This window comes from Streptomyces sp. NPDC098781 (assembly GCF_044759995.1).
Taxonomy (GTDB): domain Bacteria; phylum Actinomycetota; class Actinomycetes; order Streptomycetales; family Streptomycetaceae; genus Streptomyces.
In genome coordinates, this window is the sequence record NZ_JBIWAK010000003.1 from 511,489 (window position 1) to 528,137 (window position 16,649).

Sequence of the window (16,649 nt, forward strand, 5' to 3'; positions counted from 1 at the left end):
TCACACGCCCTGATCCCCCTCCGTCAACTCCTCGTCGTCCACCACGTGCATCGCCGCCTCCTCGGCCCCCGCCGCCCCGGCGTCGATGCCCCGGTCCGCGGCGACCTCCTCCTTCGTGGTGTCCGCGTGGGCGCCCTCGTCCGGCGCGACCAGACGGCCGGCGCGGTCGGTGCCCGCCTCCGGGTCGACCGGCTCACCGTCACCGCCCGGCAGGTCGCCCACGCCGTCACCGGTGGGCTCGGTGGCTTCGGGGACCTCCTGGGCGAGGCGCTGGTCGAGGGTCTCGCCGTCGTGCTGTTCGGCGGCCGTGGTGCCGTACTTGGTCACGCCGAGCGGCTTCTCCGGCGGGGAGTAGCCCTCGTCGAGCGTGTCGTCGTAGGTCCGCTCGTCCACCGCGTCCTGAAGGTCGAGCGGCGCGGCGTCCTGCTGTTCCTCGTTGCTTCCGCCGGGCTGGTACGCGTCGTCCGCCATCGGCTCGGAGGGCGTGTGTTCGCTGGGGCCCATGGGTGCCTCCCTCGCTCGCGGGCATCGCCTGGTTCGGCTCGTGTGTGTCCCCACCGCGTTTCCCGTAGCGCGGTCTCCAACCCCGGAAGATCTCCTGGCTCTTGAACCCTCAAGGAGTGTGGCTATCATCACTCGCACACACGGCGTGACTGCACGACGACGCAACGGCGTACAGTGTCCGCCACCCTCCTTTCGCCGCCCCTGACCCGAGGTCACCCCTCTCCGGTTCGTGGCGTTGTTCCACCCCACCCCCCTCTACGGCGTCGGGGCCGGTCCGCCCTGGCGTCGTGCAAGACGGAAAGCGGCGCGCATGAGCAACAACAGGGGCCGAGGGCTGCAAGCCAATGTCCTCGGAACGTTCGACACGGTGGTGATGGCGGTCGCGGGCAGCGCCCCGGCGTACTCGATCGCCGCGACCACGGCGGTCCTCGTCGGGGCGGTGGGTCTGGCCAGTCCGGCCGCGCTGCTGTACTGCGCGATACCGATGCTGGGCATCGCGCTGGCCTTCAGCCGGCTGAGCCGGATCGATGTGAACGCGGGCGCCAGTTACTCCTGGGTCGGGCGGACGCTGCACCCGTTCCTGGGCTTCGTCAGCGGCTGGGCGCTGGTGATCTCGACGACGATCTTCATGGTGGCGGGTTCGCTGCCCGCCGGTTCCATGACGCTCGCCCTGTTCGACGAGGAACTCGCCGAGAACACCGCGCTGTCCACGCTGGTCGGCGCCTGCTGGTTCCTGGTCATGCTGCTCGTCGTGCTGGGCGGAGCCCGGCTCACCGTCCGGGCGCAGATCGTGATGTCCGGCATAGAGCTGGCGATACTCGCCCTGTTCGCCGTGCTCGCCGTCCTCCACTCCGGAAGCGCCCGCGCCTTCGACTGGTCCTGGCTCGGCTTCGACCACTTCGACGGCGTGACCGGATTCGCTTCGGGCGCGCTGATCGCCGCGTTCTACTACTGGGGCTGGGACGTCACCAGCAACCTCAGCGAGGAGACCCGCGACAGTCGCCGTACGACAGGGCTCGCGGGGCTGATCGGAGTGGGCGTCGTCTTCCTGCTGTTCGAGGTGTTCACGATCGCGGTGAACGTCATCCTCTCCTCGCGGCAGATCCAGCAGAACGACGCGAATGTGCTGGCCGTGCTCGGCGAGGAGGTATGGCCGGGCTGGGGCGGCAAGTTGCTGATCGTGGCGGTGATGCTGTCCACCATCGCGACCCTGGAGACCACGCTCATCCAGGTCACGCGCTCGCTGTTCGCGATGGGCCGGGACCGTACGATGCCGGCCGCGCTGGGCCGTGTGCACCACCGGTGGAACACCCCGTGGGTGGCGGTCGCGGTGGTCGGCGCGGTGGCGCTGGCGATGTTCATCGCCTCCAACTCCCTGGGCTCGGTGGGCGACATCCTCTCCGACGCCATCTCGGCGATCGGCCTTCAGATCGCCGTCTACTACGGGCTGACGGGCCTCGCGGCGGTCGTCGCCTACCGCAAGATGCTGCTGTCCTCGGTGGGCGACTTCGTGTTCGGCGGTCTGTGGCCGCTGTTCGGGGCCCTGTTCATGTTCTGGATCTTCGTCGAGTCGCTGGGCGAGCTGAGCGGCTCGGCGATCGCGATCGGCATCGGCGGTCTCGCGGCCGGGCTGGTCCCGATGCTCTGGTACTGGCGGCAGGGCAGCGACTACTACCGGCCGGCCAAACTGGACGCCACCCAGACCGTCGAGGCGGACTACGTCCCGGCCGGCTCCAGCGGCAACCCCCTCGTCCACGAGGGTCTTCCGACCGACTTCTGAGGGAGACCCCGATGGCGCGAGGCAACTCCAGACGCGACTTCGATCCCGACTTCGACCCGGACCACGGCGACGCTCCCCTCACCAGCGCCCGCCAGGACATCGTCATCGGCCGCTGGCAGGGGCTGCGGGAACTGCTCCGGGTCACCGGCCCCGATTGGCTGGCCAGGGGGCACCGGGTCCGGCAGCTCGCCCAGGGCTGTGCGGGCAGTTCGACGGTGGAGTCCTGGCTGGCGGCCGAGCCGCACAGCGGTGACGCGCTGGTGCTGCGGGCGGCGACGGAGACGGCCCGGGCGTTCAACGTGGCCATCGCCGCGGGCCGGGGCACGCCGATCGACCAGCAGCGGATCGACACCGCGGTGCTGTCGTGCCTGAGGGCCGCCGACGCCTACCCGGACGATCCGACGCCGTGGATCTCGCTGATCTCCGTGGCCCGGCTGTATCCGCGGGGTGTACGGCGGCAGGAACTGGGGCGCTGGTGGGACGAGTTGCACGGGCGGGACCCGTACAGCGTGGAGGGGCACCTCCAGGTGCTGCACTACTACTCCTCGCGCTGGCACGGCACCCACGGCCTGATGTACGACTTCGCCCGTGACGCTGCCGGAGTGGCACCGTCCGGCTGCCCGCTGCCGGTGCTGGTGCAGTACGCGCGGGTCGAGGAGTTCCGCTACGCCCTCGAGGCGGCCAAGGGCCGGCATTCCTCCATGGGGATCGGACAGCACTGGAGCAGCGACGGCGCGGTGAGCGACGTACGCCGCACCTGGGAGCGCTGGATCATGGGCCGCGGCGACCAGGACGTGGCCCCCGGCGAGCTCCGGGACGTCAACTACCTGGCCCACGCGGCCTGCCACGCGGGCGCGCACGACATCGCGGCGGCACTCTTCCGCATGCTGGGCCGACGCGTCACCCGGGCGCCGTGGGCGTACATCGGCGAGCCGGAGAAGCAACTCGTCAGGTGGCGCAAGGAGGTGGGGGTGCGGGAGTGACGGCGAGGCCGTCGAGGACGACGCCGGCTCAGGGCTTCTCGGCCCGCGGGTGCGTCGTCCACTTCTCCTCGATCCGCGCCGCCGCCGCTCACAGCGCCCCCCGCCGGACGAGCGTGCCGAGTACCACGAAGCCGGGCACGAGCGGCAGCCACACCGTCAGCAGCCGGTAGCCGAGCACGGCGGAGGCGGCCGCCGTCGCCGGGGCGCCGACCGCAGTCAGGGCGAAGGCGAGTACGGCGTCGAAGGAGCCGAGACCGCCGGGCGTGGGCAGCAGCGAGGCCGCGCTGCTGGCGGCGACGTAGAGCAGCGCCACCCGGGCCGGTGGAAGGGGCAGGGCCACCGCCCGGCTGACGGCGATCAGTACGGCGCAGTGCAGGACGACGAAACCCAGCGAGCCGCCCCACAGAGCCGCCGCACGAGCCGGTCGCGCGTGGACGGCGCGGATGTACCTGCCCGTCGTCACCAGGAGCCGCCGGCACCGGGGCCACAGCGGGCCGACGAGCAGGAGGACGGCGACCGTGACCGTCGTGAACACCACGACCAGTAGCCCTCCGCCGATGTGCGGGAGGTGCAGCACACCGGGGAAGGCCGCGAAGAGTACGGCGACCATGGCGCCGCGCGCGATGCCGCCCGCGGTGCCCTTGACCGCGACCGCGGTGACCGCGTCGCCCAGGGGCAGGCCGCAGCGTATGAGGAAGCGCAGGTTCACCGTGCCGGCGCCGAGCCCGGCGGGCAGCACCTGGTTGGCGGCCGAGGCGGCGAACTGGCCCGCCAGCAGGCGTCCGGGCGGTAACCGGCGGGGCACCGCGCCCTGTTGGGCGAGCGCCGCGGACGGCCAGGTCAGCAGGGTGGCCGCGGCAGCCGCCAGCAGCCAGCCCTGGTCGGCGACGGCGAGCCGGACGGCGCCGGTCTCCAGCACCGGCCAGTGGTGTCGGACCAGCAGGAGCACGGCGGCCAGGACGGCGAGGGCGAGGGCGGTGTGCCAGTAGGCGCGTCTGCGCCGGGGCTTGGCGAGAACCTGCTCAGGTGTCATGCCGTCGTGTCCGCGCCCGGCGTCGGGGCGATGCGGACCTCCAGGCCGTCGAGGCGGTGGAGTTCCCAGTCGCTCGCGTACCGGGGCGGTTTGCGGCCGGGTACGGACAGCGCGCCGACCGGGACACCGCGGGCGGTCCGCAGGATGTCGGCCCTGGTGGTGTTCGCGTTGTGGCCGCGGATCGCGCCGGAGCCGCAGCCGGTGTAGTAGGCCACGGGGATGGCCTGGTGCCCGGTGAGCAGACAGGGCGGGCGCACGCCGAGGCGGTGCAGTTGGGCGGCGGAGCGGGCCCAGTCGACGCGGGCGGCGGTGGTGCGGTCCACGGTGCGGTCCAGGACGGCGTACTGCACGGCCAGATGCCCGGCCAGGCCGACGGCGACGAGGGTCGCGACGGCCGGGCGCAGTCGGCCGTTCGGCGCGGTGACGAGGTGGCGCAGCGCGTCGGCGACCGGGATGGCGAGCAGGGCGTAGGCGGGCAGCAGGAAGCGGGGGGCCGCGTATCCGATCAGGAAGAGGTACGGGAAGGCGGCCGTTGCGGCGCAGGCCAGCGGGAGCAGTGTGCGGGTGGTGCGTCCGGCACGGACCGCGACCGTGAGGGCGTAGGCGGCGAGTACGGGGAGCACCAACCACCAGACGAAGACGGCCGGGTGGGGTGTGGCGATGTCGCACGGCCGGCACAGCGTGCTGCCGACGAGGCTGCGCAACTGGTCGTCGACGGCGAGGTTCCAGCCGAGGTCGCCCTGGATGCGGGAGGCCTCGTTCAGCCGCTCGCGCAGGCCGCCGTAGCCGACGTACGCCTCGATCACCCACGGGACGCCACCGGCCACGAGGCCCAGGACGAGGGCGCCGGCGAGTCGCCGGTGCCGCACCGGCACGGCGACCACGAGCAGCCCGAGCGCGACCCAGACGGCGTCGGTCGGCCGCATCCACGCCATCAGCGCCGACCCGGCCGACACGCCCCACGAGGCGGCCCGCTCGTCGAAGCCCCCGGCGCGGGCGCGCAGGAAGCAGCCGACGCAGAACAGGGCGCCGACGGCGACCCAGAGGTTGGGCATGGCTTGCGGGCCGTAGAAGAGGGTCACCCAGAGAGTGGCGAACAGGGCGCCCGCGCCGGCCAGGACACGGGCCGGGAAGAGTCCGCGCCAGGCGCGCAGGGCCAGATACAGGCCGAGTCCGGACAGGACGGAGAGATAGACCCGCAGCAGCGTCGTGGACGACGACCAGGAGGCCACCGGCCACACCAGGAAGGGGACGCCACGCGCGCGGGGTGCGCTGAAGAACGCGGCCGGCGCGTCGTCGGCGACCTGGCTGACGTACACCACCTCGTCCCAGCCGAGGCCCATCGAGGGTCCGACGAGGAGGAGTTGGGCGAGGGTGAAGACGCCGGCCACGGCGGCGAGCAGGCCGCCGCCGCCCGCCCGCCAGGACCTGCCGGACACGAGCGCCTCGTCGCGCCGCCCTGAAACACCGACGAGCATGGGCCGCGTGCCCTGGGCCATCGTCCACCCCTCACCCCTACGAGCCGTAGGGCTACTGGGCCCCACGGCCCGGCGAGTTGGGCAGCGGGAACCGGGAAACCACCAAAAACACGGACAAAGTAACCCGTAGAGGGTGGGCCTGCCGAGCACTGATGGGCCAGGCGAATGACACCCGTCGCCCGGCGCGGGCCGACCGGGACCTGCGCACACGGCCGGAAGCCCGTGCGGGCCAGGTGCCACACTCTGCTGTGTGACCCTGACCTTCGACGACCTCCTGACCCGCGCCCGGTCCCTCCCCCAGGACGGCCGACGCGCCCTCCTCGGCATCGCCGGCAGCCCCGGCGCCGGCAAGACGACGCTCGCCGAACGCCTGGTGCGGGAGCTGAACGGGGCCGGGCGGCCCTGGGTCGCGCAGGTGCCGATGGACGGCTTCCACCTCGCCGACGTGGAGCTGGAGCGGCTCGGGCTACGGGGCCGCAAGGGCGCACCGGAGACATTCGACGCGGCCGGGTACGCGGCGCTGCTGCGGCGCCTGCGCGAGGACACGGAGGACGGCATCGTGTACGCGCCCGGCTTCGAGCGGGTGCTGGAGCAGCCGATCGCGGGGGCCGTCCCGGTGGAGCCGACGGCCCGGCTGGTGGTGACCGAGGGGAACTACCTGCTGCTGGACACGGGCGCGTGGGCCGCGGTCCGGTCGCAGCTGGACGAGGTGTGGTTCTGCGAGTCGGACGAGCCGGAACGGCTGCGGCGGCTGATCGCCCGGCACGAGGAGTTCGGCAAGCCGCACGACGAGGCGGTGGCCTGGGTGCTGCGCTCGGACCAGCCCAACGCGGAACTGGTCGCCGCCACCCGCGACCGGGCCGACCTGCTGGTGCCGCCCACGGCGGTGCCCTCCCCGCACGAGCCGCCGACGGCGCGTGCGGGGGCGTGAAGCAGCGGCCTACCCGGCCCGCAGGGACAGTTCGGGCTCGCCCCGCGCGTCGCCCGCCGGATCGCCGATCACGGCGGTGAAGGCTTCCGTCCGGACCGTCAGGCCGGGGCCGCCGTGCTCGAAGGAGGGCGCGAACGGCCCTGCCCCGCCGTACCGTACGGCGAAGACGTGCAGGTCGTCCGGGGCGTCGGGGGCCGGTTCGGCCTCCAGGGCCGTGGAGCCGACGAGGTGGCTCCAGCCCAGGTCGGGGTTGCCGTAGCCGCGGGGGTCGGCCGCGAGCGCGAAGGCCGCCTCCTCCTGGGTCCGGTCCGCGCGGGCGTCGAAGTGGTCCGCGTCCACCGACTCCGGATGGGTCAGGCGCAGCGCGCCGGCGGAGACGACCTGGCCCTCCGCGATCCTGCGCACCCGGTCGCCGTCGTCCGCGGCGTACGGCAGACCGGCGAGCAGGTACGGCCGTCCGGGAAGCCGTTGCACCGCGACCGTCATCCACAGGCTGGTGCCGTCGGTGACGTACAGGGACCGCACATGGCGCAGGACGTGGTCGCGCCCGACGACCGGCTTGGTGACCAGCTTGGCCGTGAGGCCGTCGGCGCGGACGTCCCGGACGCGGACCTCGCCCATCGGGCGGCAGTGCAGGAAGCCGTCCGTCACCGGGCCGAAGCCGTGCTGCCGGTTCACCGCCGCGGGGAGGTAGTAGGTGCCGGCCGCCTCGACCAGCGACGGGGTCATCCGGTCGTCGAAGGCCACCGAGACCGTGCCCGCCCGGAGTTGGTGGCGCGCCGGGTTCGGGGACGGCGTACGGTGCCAGCGCGTGCCGTCCTGGATCTGCCAGACCAGCATCCAGGCGAAGTGGCCGTCCACTTCGCCATCCGCCTTGACGGCGTGCCGGCCCCAGCGGGTGTCGCCCCGGTAGCGGCCGAGGTCGGAGCCGATCCGGGCGCCGAAGTAGCGCAGGCCGAGGACCGACTCGAAGCCGCTGTGCTGCTCGCTGTAGCGCGGGCCTCCGTTGTCGAAGCCGCCGGTGGGCAGGCGGGCGTCGATGTAGCGGGCGAGCGCGTCGCCGTCCTCGGCGAAGATCTCCTCGCCGCTGATCCGGTGGGCCTGGGCGAGGAACGACAGGGAGATCGGGCCGTAGTTGTTGTCGTACGCGCCGCCGTGCTCGGGCGGCAGCAGCGCACCCCGGTCGCGCACCCGGTGGGCGCGGATCTTCTCCGCGTACAGCCGCAGGGCGCCCTCACGCATCGCGTCCCCGTCCGGGACGGGCAGATGCCGGGCCAGCATCAGTCCGCCGACCACACAGCCGATGGCCTGGTTGCCGGCCTCCTGCGGATTGAAGAAGGTCGCCTCGGTCAGCCGGCGCCAGTAGCCACGCGCCACCTGGAGCAGTTCCGCGCGCTGCTCGTCCTCGACGAGCCCCGGCGCGAGGTCCAGCAGATTGACGGCCTGGAGCAGCGCCCACACCGTACTGGGCCAGTCCCCGATGGGGTGCGCGCCGGCCGCGAGGGTGTAACGAGCGTACGGCAGACCGGACTCGCGCACCCTCAGGTTCGGGTAGCCGGGATTGTCCTCGGTGTACACCCGCTCCCGCAGATGGAAGGCGAGGCTGCGGCGCACCGCCTCCGGCAGTCGCGGGTCCCGGCCGCGCTGCCAGGCCAGGGCGAGCAGCGAGGTGACGCCGAGCGAGGTGTCGCCGATGTCGTCGACGCAGTCCGGGTGTTCCAGGTTGCCCTCCGGCGTGAGCCGGGCCAGGGCCTGTTCGGCGACACCGGCGAGCACGGCGTCGTATGCCTCAGGGGTGTCGGGGAGGTCGTGCAGGGCGCCGAGCTGGCGAGGGAGGTGCACGGGAGTCAACGGATGTCAGCCCTTCATGCCGGAGGTCGCCATACCTTCCACCAGTCTCTTCTGGAAGATCAGGAAGCATATGAGGGTGGGCAGGAGAGCGAGTGTCGACATGGCGAACATCGCGCCGTAGGAGGAACCGCTGGTCTGGTCGAGGAACAGGGTCAGTCCGAGGGGGACGGTGAAGCGGTCGTTCTGCTGGAGGTAGACGAGCTGGTGCAGGAAGTCGTCGTAGGTCCAGATGAAGGTGAAGATCGTGGTGGTGATCAGGGCCGGCTTCATCAACGGCAGGATGATCTTCCAGTAGATCTTCCACGGGTTGGCGCCGTCGACCATGGCGGCCTGGTCCAGCTCGCGCGGGATGGAGCGGATGAACTGCACCATCAGGAAGATGAAGAAGGCGTCCACCGCGAGGAACTTCGGCACGATCAGCGGCAGGAACGTGTTGATCCAGGTCAGGTTGTAGAAGATCGTGTACTGCGGGATCAGCACGGCCTGCGTCGGCAGCATCAGTGTGCCGAGCATCAGGCCGAACCAGATCTTCTTGCCGCGGAACTCGAAACGGGCGAAGGCGTAGGCGGCCAGTGAGCAGGAGATGACGTTGCCGATCACCGCGCCGATCGTGACGATCAGCGAGTTGGTGATGTAGAGGGAGAAGGAGTTGCCGGAGCCGCTCCAGCCCTCGGAGTAGTTCTCGGGGCGGACCTGGTTCGGGATGAGTCCGGGCTGGGTGAAGATCTCGGTGTCGGGCTTGAGGGAACTGCTCAGCATCCACAGCAGCGGGTAGAGCATGACGACGGCGACGCCGATGAGCAGCGTGTGGATGAGGATGCGGCGCGGGCCGGTGAGCGAGCGGAGCCTGTGCAGCGGCGACTTGGACGGCTGGGCCGAGGTGATGGCGGACATGGTGAAGGACTCCTCGCTCAGTCGTCGTAGTGGACCCAGTAGCGGCTGGCGACGAAGTTGACCGCCGTGAACAGTGCGATGACCAGGAACAGCACCCAGGCCAGCGCCGAGGCGTACCCCATCTGAAGGTCCGTGAAGCCCTTCTTGTACAGGTACAGCGAGTAGAGCATCGTCGAGTTGAGCGGTCCGCCGGAGCCGTTGCTGATCACGAACGCCGGGGTGAAGGTCTTGAAGGCGTCGATGATCTGGAGCACCACGTTGAAGAAGACGATGGGTGTGAGCAGCGGCAGCGTGATCTTGAAGAAGCGGGTGACCGCGCCGGCGCCGTCGATCGATGCCGCCTCGTACACGTCCTTGGGCAGCTGCTTCAGACCGGCGAGGAAGATGACCATCGGGGTGCCGAACTGCCAGACGGCCAGCAGGACGAGGGTGTAGAGCGCGGTGTCGGGGCTGGAGATCCAGTCCTGGTGCGTGTTCAGACCGAACCAGCCGAGGAAGTCGTTGAACAGTCCGTCACCGCCGAAGACCTGCCGCCACACGATGGCGATGGCCACCGCCCCGCCGAGCAGCGAGGGCAGGTAGAAGGCGGCCCGGTACAGGCCGATGCCCCTGAGGTTCCGGTTGAGCAGCATCGCCACGGCGAGGGCCAGGGCGAGCTTGAGCGGCACGGAGACCAGGACGTAGACGAGGGTGGCGTGCACCGAGTCCCAGAAGACCGGGTCGTCGGTGAACATCCGCTGGTAGTTGTCCATGCCGACCCACTGCGCGGGGGTGAGCAGGTCGAAGTCGGTGAAGGACAGATACAGCGAGTCGAGCATCGGATAGATCGTCAGCCCGAACAGGCCGACGAACCAGGGGGCCAGGAAGAGATACGGCCACCATCCGCCGCCCCGCCGTCTGGCGAGGCGGCGACGCATCCGCTCACGCTCCCGCCGATCGGACGGGGTCGCGGAAGCCTGCGCCTCCTTCACGACCGCGTCGCTCTGCGCGGTGGTCATACTCATCTCTCCCTGACCCTCTCCCACTACTTCACGCCGTGCTGTACAGCGCCCGTCAGGGGCGCGGGGAACTGCGCGACCAGCCACAACGAGCCCGCGACGCAAGACGACACATCGCGGCACCCTGTGCGGCGCTACCCCCCGAGGACCCCGGCCGCCTGATCGAAGAACTCCCCCAACTGCGCCTTGATCGACTTCTTGCCGAAGGCCACCGCGAGGTTCGACTCGAACAGCAGATCCCAGACCTGGTCGGCCCCCTGCGGCGGCGGCGCCGGCGCGGCCAGCGCGTTCGTCGCCTTCGAGACCCGCTGGGAGATGTAGTCGGCGTTCGCCATGTTCAGCTTGTCCGTCTCGGTCAGGCCCGAGGCGATCAGGCTGCGCGCCTTCTCGGTCGGCGGGATGCCGCGCAGCAGCTGCATGTCCTTGATCGCGGTGTCGTCCTGGGCGAAGAAGGCCATGATCTTCACGGAGTCGGCGACCCGCTTGCTCGCCTTGGTGGCGCTGAGCAGCACACCGCCGTTGACGAAGTTGCCCTCGCGTGCGCCGGAGAAGTCGCCCTGCGGGGTCGGCAGGAAGTCCAGCTGTGCGTCGGTGATGGAACCGCCCGCGCCGTAGACACCGGAGTCGAAGGTGAACAGGGCCTTGCCTATGACGACGGCGTTCTTGGTGAGGTCGTTGTGCGCGGCGGAGGTGACGGCCGGCGGTGGGGAGGCGTTGGTCCTGCGCATCTCGGCCCAGTACTCCCACCACTCCTGGAGCGTGTCGGAGGTGAAGCCGAGCTTCTTGCCGTCGTCGGAGAAGAAGGTCTGCCCCTTCTCCCGGGCGAAGATCTCGAAGCACTGGAGGGTGGAGCCACCGCCGTCGTCGACGCCGTACGTCTTGCCGCCGCTCTTCTTGTACACGTCCTGGGCGATCTTCTTCAGGTCGGCCCAGGTCCACTCGCGTTCCGGCAGTTTCAGGCCGAGCTTCTCCAGGCCGCTGCGGTTGACGGTGAGCTGGTTGACGCCGATGCCGGACGGGACGCCGTACAGCTTGCCGTCGACGGTGCCGGCGGCGAGGAGGGTCTTGGAGAAGCCGGTGAGGTCGAGGTCCTTGCCGACGTAGGAGTCGAGCGGGGCGAGGACGCCCTTGCGCGCGTACTGCGCGACCAGGGCGGTGTCCATCTGGAGCAGGTCGGGGGCGCTGCCGCCGGCGATGTTGGTGTTGAACTTGTCGAAGTACCCGTCGTAGCCCTGGTAGGTCTCGCGGATCTTGATCTTCGGGTTCTGCTTCTGGAAGTAGGCCAGCGCCTTCTTGTAGGCGTTGTGCCGGTCGTCGCTGCCCCACCAGGTCATGGTCAGGTCGCTGCTGGTGCTGCCGGCGCCGGTGCCGCCGGCGCAGGCGCTGAGCGAGCCGCCGAGCGCGCCGGCGACGGCCAGTCCGCTCGCGGTGCGGAAGAGGGTTCTGCGCGAGATCTGGTGACCCACCGGGTCCTCCCTGGATGTGCGTGACGGATCGCCCGGCCGGTGCCGCGGCTCGGATCCTTTGTGGGTGGCGCCTTCCGGCCCGCGACCTCGCCCGGTCGCACCGCCGTGTCGGACGAGGGTCCACGGCCTCGTCCGGGCCGTGACCGTGCGAGCACGCCCTCGCACGGCTCGCCGTACGCGTCGTACGGCGGAGTACCTCGTCCCGAGCCGGGTCCCGCCGGCTCAGAAAGCGCTTGTCCGGACATTGGCAGAAGCGGACGGAGTACGTCAATGCCTCGCTCGGACAGCCCCGGTCACGGTTTGGATTCCCTGGGCCACGGCCAGGCGGGTGGCTCCCACCACGGTGCCGGTGTCGGCGAGGGCGCTGCTGATCACCTCGGTCGGCCAGCTCAGCCGGGCGAGTTCGGCCCGGACACCGGGCACGAGCTGGGGGTCGGAGCCGACGGCACCGCCCAGCACGATCAGCCCGGGGTCCAGGACCGCGGCCACGGCGGCGGCCAGCCGCCCGATGTCGGCGGCATGCCGTCCGACCAGGGCGCTCGCCGTGCCGTGCCCCTCCCCGGCAAGGGCGAAGAGCCGCTCGGCGGTGTCGGGGCACGGCCCGTCGTCCGCCCGCCACGCCTCGGCCGTGCGGCGCAGCAGGGACCGTACGCCGATGTGCTCCTCCAGCGCCTCGTGGCGCGGTTCGCGGCCGTCGGCCCAGGGGTACGGCAGCCGGGCCACCTCACCGGCGGCGCCGTTCGCGCCGCGCAGCACCCGGCCGCCGACGACGATGCCGAGGCCGATACCGACGCCGATCCGCAGATAGCCGAACGTGTCACGTCCCAGGGCGGCGCCCTGGTGCAGTTCGGCGAGGGCGGCGCAGTTGACGTTGTTCTCCAGGTGGACGGGGACGCCCGGGGGCAGCGCGACGGCCATGGCGTCGAAGACCGGGCCCGCCTTGGCGGTCGCGGGGCGCATTCCGGTGCCGTCCCGGTCCGCGACGGTCACATCGCCGACGGCCACGACGACGGCGCGCAGGGGAGCGTTCGCGGGCAGTGCGGCCAGCGCCTTGCGCACGGTGTCGGCGGCCTCGGCGCGCGAGCCGGTGCCCTCGGCGAGCGGTGTGCCGTCCAGGGCGCAGCCGCGCACCCGGGTCTCGGCGGGGCCGAGGTCGACGGCGAGCACGGTGCCCGCGGCGGGCCCGAGCCGGTAGACGGCGGCGGACCGGCCGGTGGTGCCGGAGGCGGTGCCGGAGTGGGCGGCGAGGTCGGCGGCCTCCAGCTCGGCCACGGCGGCCGAGACGGTCGGCTTGGACAGGCCCGCGCCGGCCGCCAGCTGGGGGCGGGTGGCGGTGCCCGCCGCGGCCAGCACCGCGAACACCGCACGCGCGCTCTCGCTCAGCTCCATGGTCTCCCCAGGTGGTAGTGGCGTGGCGGTCGGACCGCCGAGATGATCGATCGGCGGCGGGTATTCCGCGTCTCTTGACGCACCCTACTTCGTTAGTTAACTTCCTAACGAACTGATGCGGTACTCGCCTGCCGCACCCCACCCGAAGCCCGTCCCGGGGCTTCCCGACCTCCACCGATGCGGACCCCGAGGCAGCCCGACGACATGCGGCCGGACCGCGTGGCGCCGAGCCGCAACCGAACGACGGCCCATCGGGGTACCTTCGTGAAACGCCCCGCACGGTTCGCCCGCCGTCGCCGCCCCAGGCGCACCGACGAAAGAGGTTCCGTGCAGGCCACTCCCCACTCGTCCCCTCTCGTGGTCGGCATCGACGTGGGCGGCACCAAGACACATCTGCGCGCCTGCGCGGGGGACGTCCTGGTCGCCGACCACGTCCGGCCCAGCGGCGGCTGGCGACCGCACGACCCGGTGGCCGCCGCCGGCTGGCTGGCCGCGCTGGTCGCCGGCGCCCTGCCGACGGGTGCGCGGCCCGCCGCACTCGCCGTCGGCGGGCACGCCTGCGAGACGCCCCGCCAGTGCGCCCAGATCCGTACCGCGCTCCAACTCCACTTCGACGCGCCCGCGTCGGTGACGGGTGACGCCCAACTGCTCGTCCCCGCCGCCGGGTTGGACAAGGGCGTCGGACTGGTCGCGGGCACCGGATCGGTCGCGGTCGGCCGGCTGGCCGACGGCACCGCGGTGCAGGTCGGCGGCTGGGGAGCGGTGCTCGGCGACGAGGGCGGCTCGGCCGGTCTCGTACGCGAGGCCGTACGGGCCGTCTGGGCGGCGCACGACCTCGGCGACGAGCCCGACGCACTCGCGCGCGGGCTCGTCGACACGTTCGGGGTCGCCGAAGTCCCCTTGCTCGGCGGGGCGTTGGAGAGCGCGAAGGACATCTCAGCGGAGTGGGGCCGGCACGCGCCCGTGGTCTTCGCGGCCGCCGAGGCCGGTTCGCCGCTCGCGCGGGCGGTGATCGACGAGGGCGGCCGTTCGCTTGCCGCGCTGGTCGAGCAACTCGCCGCGCGTGGCGTCCCGGTGGACGACGTAGTGGTGGCCGGGAGCACGATCCTCGCGCAGCCCGTCCTGTACGACGCCTTCGCCGCCGCTCTCGCCGACGGTGTGCCCGGGGCCAGGCCACGCCCCCTGCGCGTGCCGCCCGTCGAAGGCGCGGTGACGCTCGCTCGTTCACTCGTGTGACATCCGCCGGACGCCGGGCGCACCCGAGTCCGACACAACTCGCCCGTAGATCTTCGCCACAGGACTCGCTCCCCTGCGCCCCGCGCGTCTCGCGCGCCCCGTGTGCACCGGATGGACGAGTCGGTCATTCGATCTCCTTCCGGCCCATCGGCCGAGAACCCGAGAGAGGCACACATGCCGTCATCCGCCGGGCACCACGCCCTCAGTAGAAGGCGCTTTCTCCTGACCTCTGCCGGTGGCGGCGCGGCCCTGCTGGCCGTCCCCACCGTCGCCGGCTGGCTCCCCGCCGCCGACGCCAAGACCGCCACGGACGCCGCCGCGTTCGTCGACGACTACAAGACCAACGTCACCACCAACCTGACGCCCGAGACCAACGCGGTGGTCCGGATCCTGGGCGGCTTCGCGCAGGTGTGGAAGACCGGCGGCGCCTGGAACACCGGCACGCCGCTGATGCCCGAGGTGCTGCGCGCCAACATGCGCTACTGCGCCCGGATCACCGCCGCGCGCACGGACGCCCAGGCCAAGGAAGCCTTCATCATCGACCGGCAGCACCAGAGCTACTCGGTGATCGCCGGGCTCGGTCCGCTGGCCGGCCTGTACAAGTCGGGCGCCAGGGCGGTCACATCGATCACCGCCGCGCCGGACGGCACCCCGGCGGGGAAGATCAGCGACGCCCTGCCCGCCGACGCGCCGGCCGGGTCCGCGATCGGCGCGGGGTCCTACGACTCGGAACTGGGCAAGGTGGCCAAGCTGGTGGACACCGTGCGCGGTCCGTTCGCCTCCGGGAACCCGGCCAAGTTCGCCTACCAGTACCCGCGTCCGTGGCGGATGAACGAGGACAGCGAGGTCGTCGACACCGGCAGGAAGGACGCGTTCGGCTTCCCCGTCTACGAGTCGGAGGTCGTCGTCGCCCCGCAGCTGCTGCGCCAGCGCGGTGAGACCGCGACCGAGGACGGCGGCTTCCCCAGCGGGCACACCAACGCCCTGCACCTGGCGGCCCTGGCCTACGCCTACGCGGTGCCCGAGCGCTTCCAGGAGATGGTGACCCGCGCCTTCGAACTGAGCCACACCCGGATCGTCGCGGGCATGCACTCCCCGGTCGACGTCATCGGCGGGCGCGTCATGGCCACCGCCCTGGCCGCCGCGGCCCTCGCGGACCCGGCCAACGCGGAGCTCAAGTCCGCCGCCCGCGCCCAGGCCCTGGCCTACTTCGAGGCCCGCACCGGCACCACGGCCGACACGCTGTACGCCTACGCCCACTCGGCCGGCCGTGACAGCGACCCGTACGCCGACCGGGAGGCCAACGCCCGTACGGTCCGGCCCAAGCTGACGTACATCCTGACCCGGCGCGGCCGCGACCTGCCGCTGTCCGTGCCGAAGGGCGCCGAGGTGCTGCTGGAGACGCGCCAGCCGTATCTCACGGCGGACCAGCGCCGCGAGGTGCTGCGCACCACCGCGCTGCCCGCCGGGTACGTCCTGCTGGACGGCTTCGAGCAGTGGGGCCGGCTCGACCTGTTCACCGCCGCGGACGGCTACGGTGCCTTCGACTCGGACGTGACGGTCACGCTCGACGCGGCGGCCGGCGGCTTCCGCGCGGCGGACAGCTGGCGCAACGACATCCGCGGCGAGGGCGGCCTGACCAAGCGCGGCACCGGCACGCTCACCCTGACGGGGCACAACCGCTACCACGGCGGCACGGTCGTCGAGGGCGGTGTGCTGGTCGCCGCGTCCGCCAACGCGCTCGGGCAGGGCGGCGTACGGGTGGTGGGCGGTGCGCTGCGTGCCGACAAGGTGCTGCGGCTGCGCGGTGCGTACGTCCAGGAGGGCGACACACGACTGGAGCTGCTCGTCCGCAAGGACCACGGTCCGGCGCTGGAGGTCTCCGGCCGGGTCGTGCTGGGCCGGGGCAGCGTGCTGTCGCTGCGCCTGGACCCCGAGCGCCCGCCGGTCGCGGGGAGCACGGTGCGCGTGGTCGAGGCGCAGCGGCTGCGGGGTCGGTTCGACCGGGTGGAGCTGAACTCGGACACGCTGCGGGCCGTACCCGTCTACACGACGGAAGGTCTGTCGGTACGACTCCTGCGGCGGTGACGTCGTCCCCGGCGGGAG

Annotated in this window: 13 protein-coding genes; 5 read left to right on the forward strand and 8 right to left on the reverse strand. The window is 72.0% G+C overall.

Going from position 1 to position 16,649, the window contains the following annotated elements; all coding sequences use genetic code 11:
* A complete protein-coding gene (locus tag ACIQWG_RS14030) occupies positions 1–504 on the reverse strand; it encodes a DUF5709 domain-containing protein (protein ID WP_404094558.1) in 504 nt (167 codons plus the stop codon).
* 310 nt (positions 505–814) lie between these two features.
* Between ACIQWG_RS14030 and ACIQWG_RS14035 the strand changes: the two genes are divergently transcribed.
* Positions 815–2,284 carry an APC family permease gene (locus ACIQWG_RS14035; protein WP_404094559.1) on the forward strand — a complete coding sequence of 490 codons (1,470 nt, stop codon included), beginning with the start codon at positions 815–817 and terminating at the stop codon, positions 2,282–2,284.
* An 11-nt stretch (positions 2,285–2,295) separates the two neighbouring features.
* Entirely contained in the window at positions 2,296–3,267 is a 972-nt protein-coding gene (locus tag ACIQWG_RS14040) for a hypothetical protein (RefSeq protein WP_404094561.1), read from the forward strand.
* A gap of 88 nt (positions 3,268–3,355) precedes the next feature.
* Here ACIQWG_RS14040 and ACIQWG_RS14045 read toward each other — a convergent pair whose 3' ends face one another.
* On the reverse strand, positions 3,356–4,300 hold the full coding sequence (locus tag ACIQWG_RS14045; protein ID WP_404094563.1) for a YbhN family protein: 945 nt from the start codon (positions 4,298–4,300) through the stop codon (positions 3,356–3,358).
* Positions 4,297–5,799 carry a hypothetical protein gene (locus ACIQWG_RS14050; protein WP_404094566.1) on the reverse strand — a complete coding sequence of 501 codons (1,503 nt, stop codon included), beginning with the start codon at positions 5,797–5,799 and terminating at the stop codon, positions 4,297–4,299. The genes ACIQWG_RS14045 and ACIQWG_RS14050 overlap by 4 nt, the downstream gene beginning before the upstream one ends.
* Before the next feature lie 229 nt (positions 5,800–6,028).
* Here ACIQWG_RS14050 and ACIQWG_RS14055 point away from each other — a divergent pair, with 229 nt between their 5' ends.
* Positions 6,029–6,709, forward strand: coding sequence for a nucleoside/nucleotide kinase family protein (locus ACIQWG_RS14055; RefSeq protein ID WP_404094569.1), 681 nt, complete (start codon positions 6,029–6,031; stop codon positions 6,707–6,709).
* Positions 6,710–6,718: 9 nt separating this feature from the next.
* Here ACIQWG_RS14055 and ACIQWG_RS14060 read toward each other — a convergent pair whose 3' ends face one another.
* The 5 genes from ACIQWG_RS14060 to ACIQWG_RS14080 all read right to left on the reverse strand — a co-directional run bounded on the left by ACIQWG_RS14060 (position 6,719) and on the right by ACIQWG_RS14080 (position 13,307).
* Entirely contained in the window at positions 6,719–8,551 is a 1,833-nt protein-coding gene (locus tag ACIQWG_RS14060) for a hypothetical protein (protein WP_404094571.1), read from the reverse strand.
* 15 nt (positions 8,552–8,566) lie between these two features.
* The gene (locus ACIQWG_RS14065) at positions 8,567–9,454 is read right to left on the reverse strand and encodes a carbohydrate ABC transporter permease (protein WP_404094574.1); all 888 of its coding nucleotides are present in this window, start codon (positions 9,452–9,454) and stop codon (positions 8,567–8,569) included.
* A 17-nt stretch (positions 9,455–9,471) separates the two neighbouring features.
* Positions 9,472–10,452, reverse strand: a complete 981-nt coding sequence (locus ACIQWG_RS14070) for a carbohydrate ABC transporter permease (protein WP_404094576.1) — start codon at positions 10,450–10,452, stop codon at positions 9,472–9,474.
* A 134-nt stretch (positions 10,453–10,586) separates the two neighbouring features.
* Entirely contained in the window at positions 10,587–11,918 is a 1,332-nt protein-coding gene (locus ACIQWG_RS14075) for an ABC transporter substrate-binding protein (RefSeq protein ID WP_404094578.1), read from the reverse strand.
* A gap of 267 nt (positions 11,919–12,185) precedes the next feature.
* Positions 12,186–13,307 carry an ROK family protein gene (locus ACIQWG_RS14080; RefSeq protein WP_404094580.1) on the reverse strand — a complete coding sequence of 374 codons (1,122 nt, stop codon included), beginning with the start codon at positions 13,305–13,307 and terminating at the stop codon, positions 12,186–12,188.
* 327 nt (positions 13,308–13,634) lie between these two features.
* On the opposite strand from ACIQWG_RS14080, the gene ACIQWG_RS14085 reads away from it, so the two are divergent.
* On the forward strand, positions 13,635–14,543 hold the full coding sequence (locus tag ACIQWG_RS14085; protein ID WP_404094581.1) for an N-acetylglucosamine kinase: 909 nt from the start codon (positions 13,635–13,637) through the stop codon (positions 14,541–14,543).
* 174 nt (positions 14,544–14,717) lie between these two features.
* A complete protein-coding gene (locus ACIQWG_RS14090) occupies positions 14,718–16,631 on the forward strand; it encodes a phosphatase PAP2 family protein (RefSeq protein ID WP_404094583.1) in 1,914 nt (637 codons plus the stop codon).
* The last annotated feature ends 18 nt before the right edge of the window (positions 16,632–16,649 follow it).

What these genes read in the sequence shown, in the direction of transcription:
- ACIQWG_RS14030 (WP_404094558.1), bottom strand. Translation starts at nt 504, where the DNA reads ATGGGCCCCAGCGAACACACGCCCTCCGAGCCGATGGCGGACGACGCG.
- ACIQWG_RS14035 (WP_404094559.1), top strand. Translation starts at nt 815, where the DNA reads ATGAGCAACAACAGGGGCCGAGGGCTGCAAGCCAATGTCCTCGGAACG.
- ACIQWG_RS14040 (WP_404094561.1), top strand. Translation starts at nt 2,296, where the DNA reads ATGGCGCGAGGCAACTCCAGACGCGACTTCGATCCCGACTTCGACCCG.
- ACIQWG_RS14045 (WP_404094563.1), bottom strand. Translation starts at nt 4,300, where the DNA reads ATGACACCTGAGCAGGTTCTCGCCAAGCCCCGGCGCAGACGCGCCTAC.
- ACIQWG_RS14050 (WP_404094566.1), bottom strand. Translation starts at nt 5,799, where the DNA reads ATGGCCCAGGGCACGCGGCCCATGCTCGTCGGTGTTTCAGGGCGGCGC.
- ACIQWG_RS14065 (WP_404094574.1), bottom strand. Translation starts at nt 9,454, where the DNA reads ATGTCCGCCATCACCTCGGCCCAGCCGTCCAAGTCGCCGCTGCACAGG.
- ACIQWG_RS14070 (WP_404094576.1), bottom strand. Translation starts at nt 10,452, where the DNA reads ATGACCACCGCGCAGAGCGACGCGGTCGTGAAGGAGGCGCAGGCTTCC.
- ACIQWG_RS14080 (WP_404094580.1), bottom strand. Translation starts at nt 13,307, where the DNA reads ATGGAGCTGAGCGAGAGCGCGCGTGCGGTGTTCGCGGTGCTGGCCGCG.
- ACIQWG_RS14090 (WP_404094583.1), top strand. Translation starts at nt 14,718, where the DNA reads ATGCCGTCATCCGCCGGGCACCACGCCCTCAGTAGAAGGCGCTTTCTC.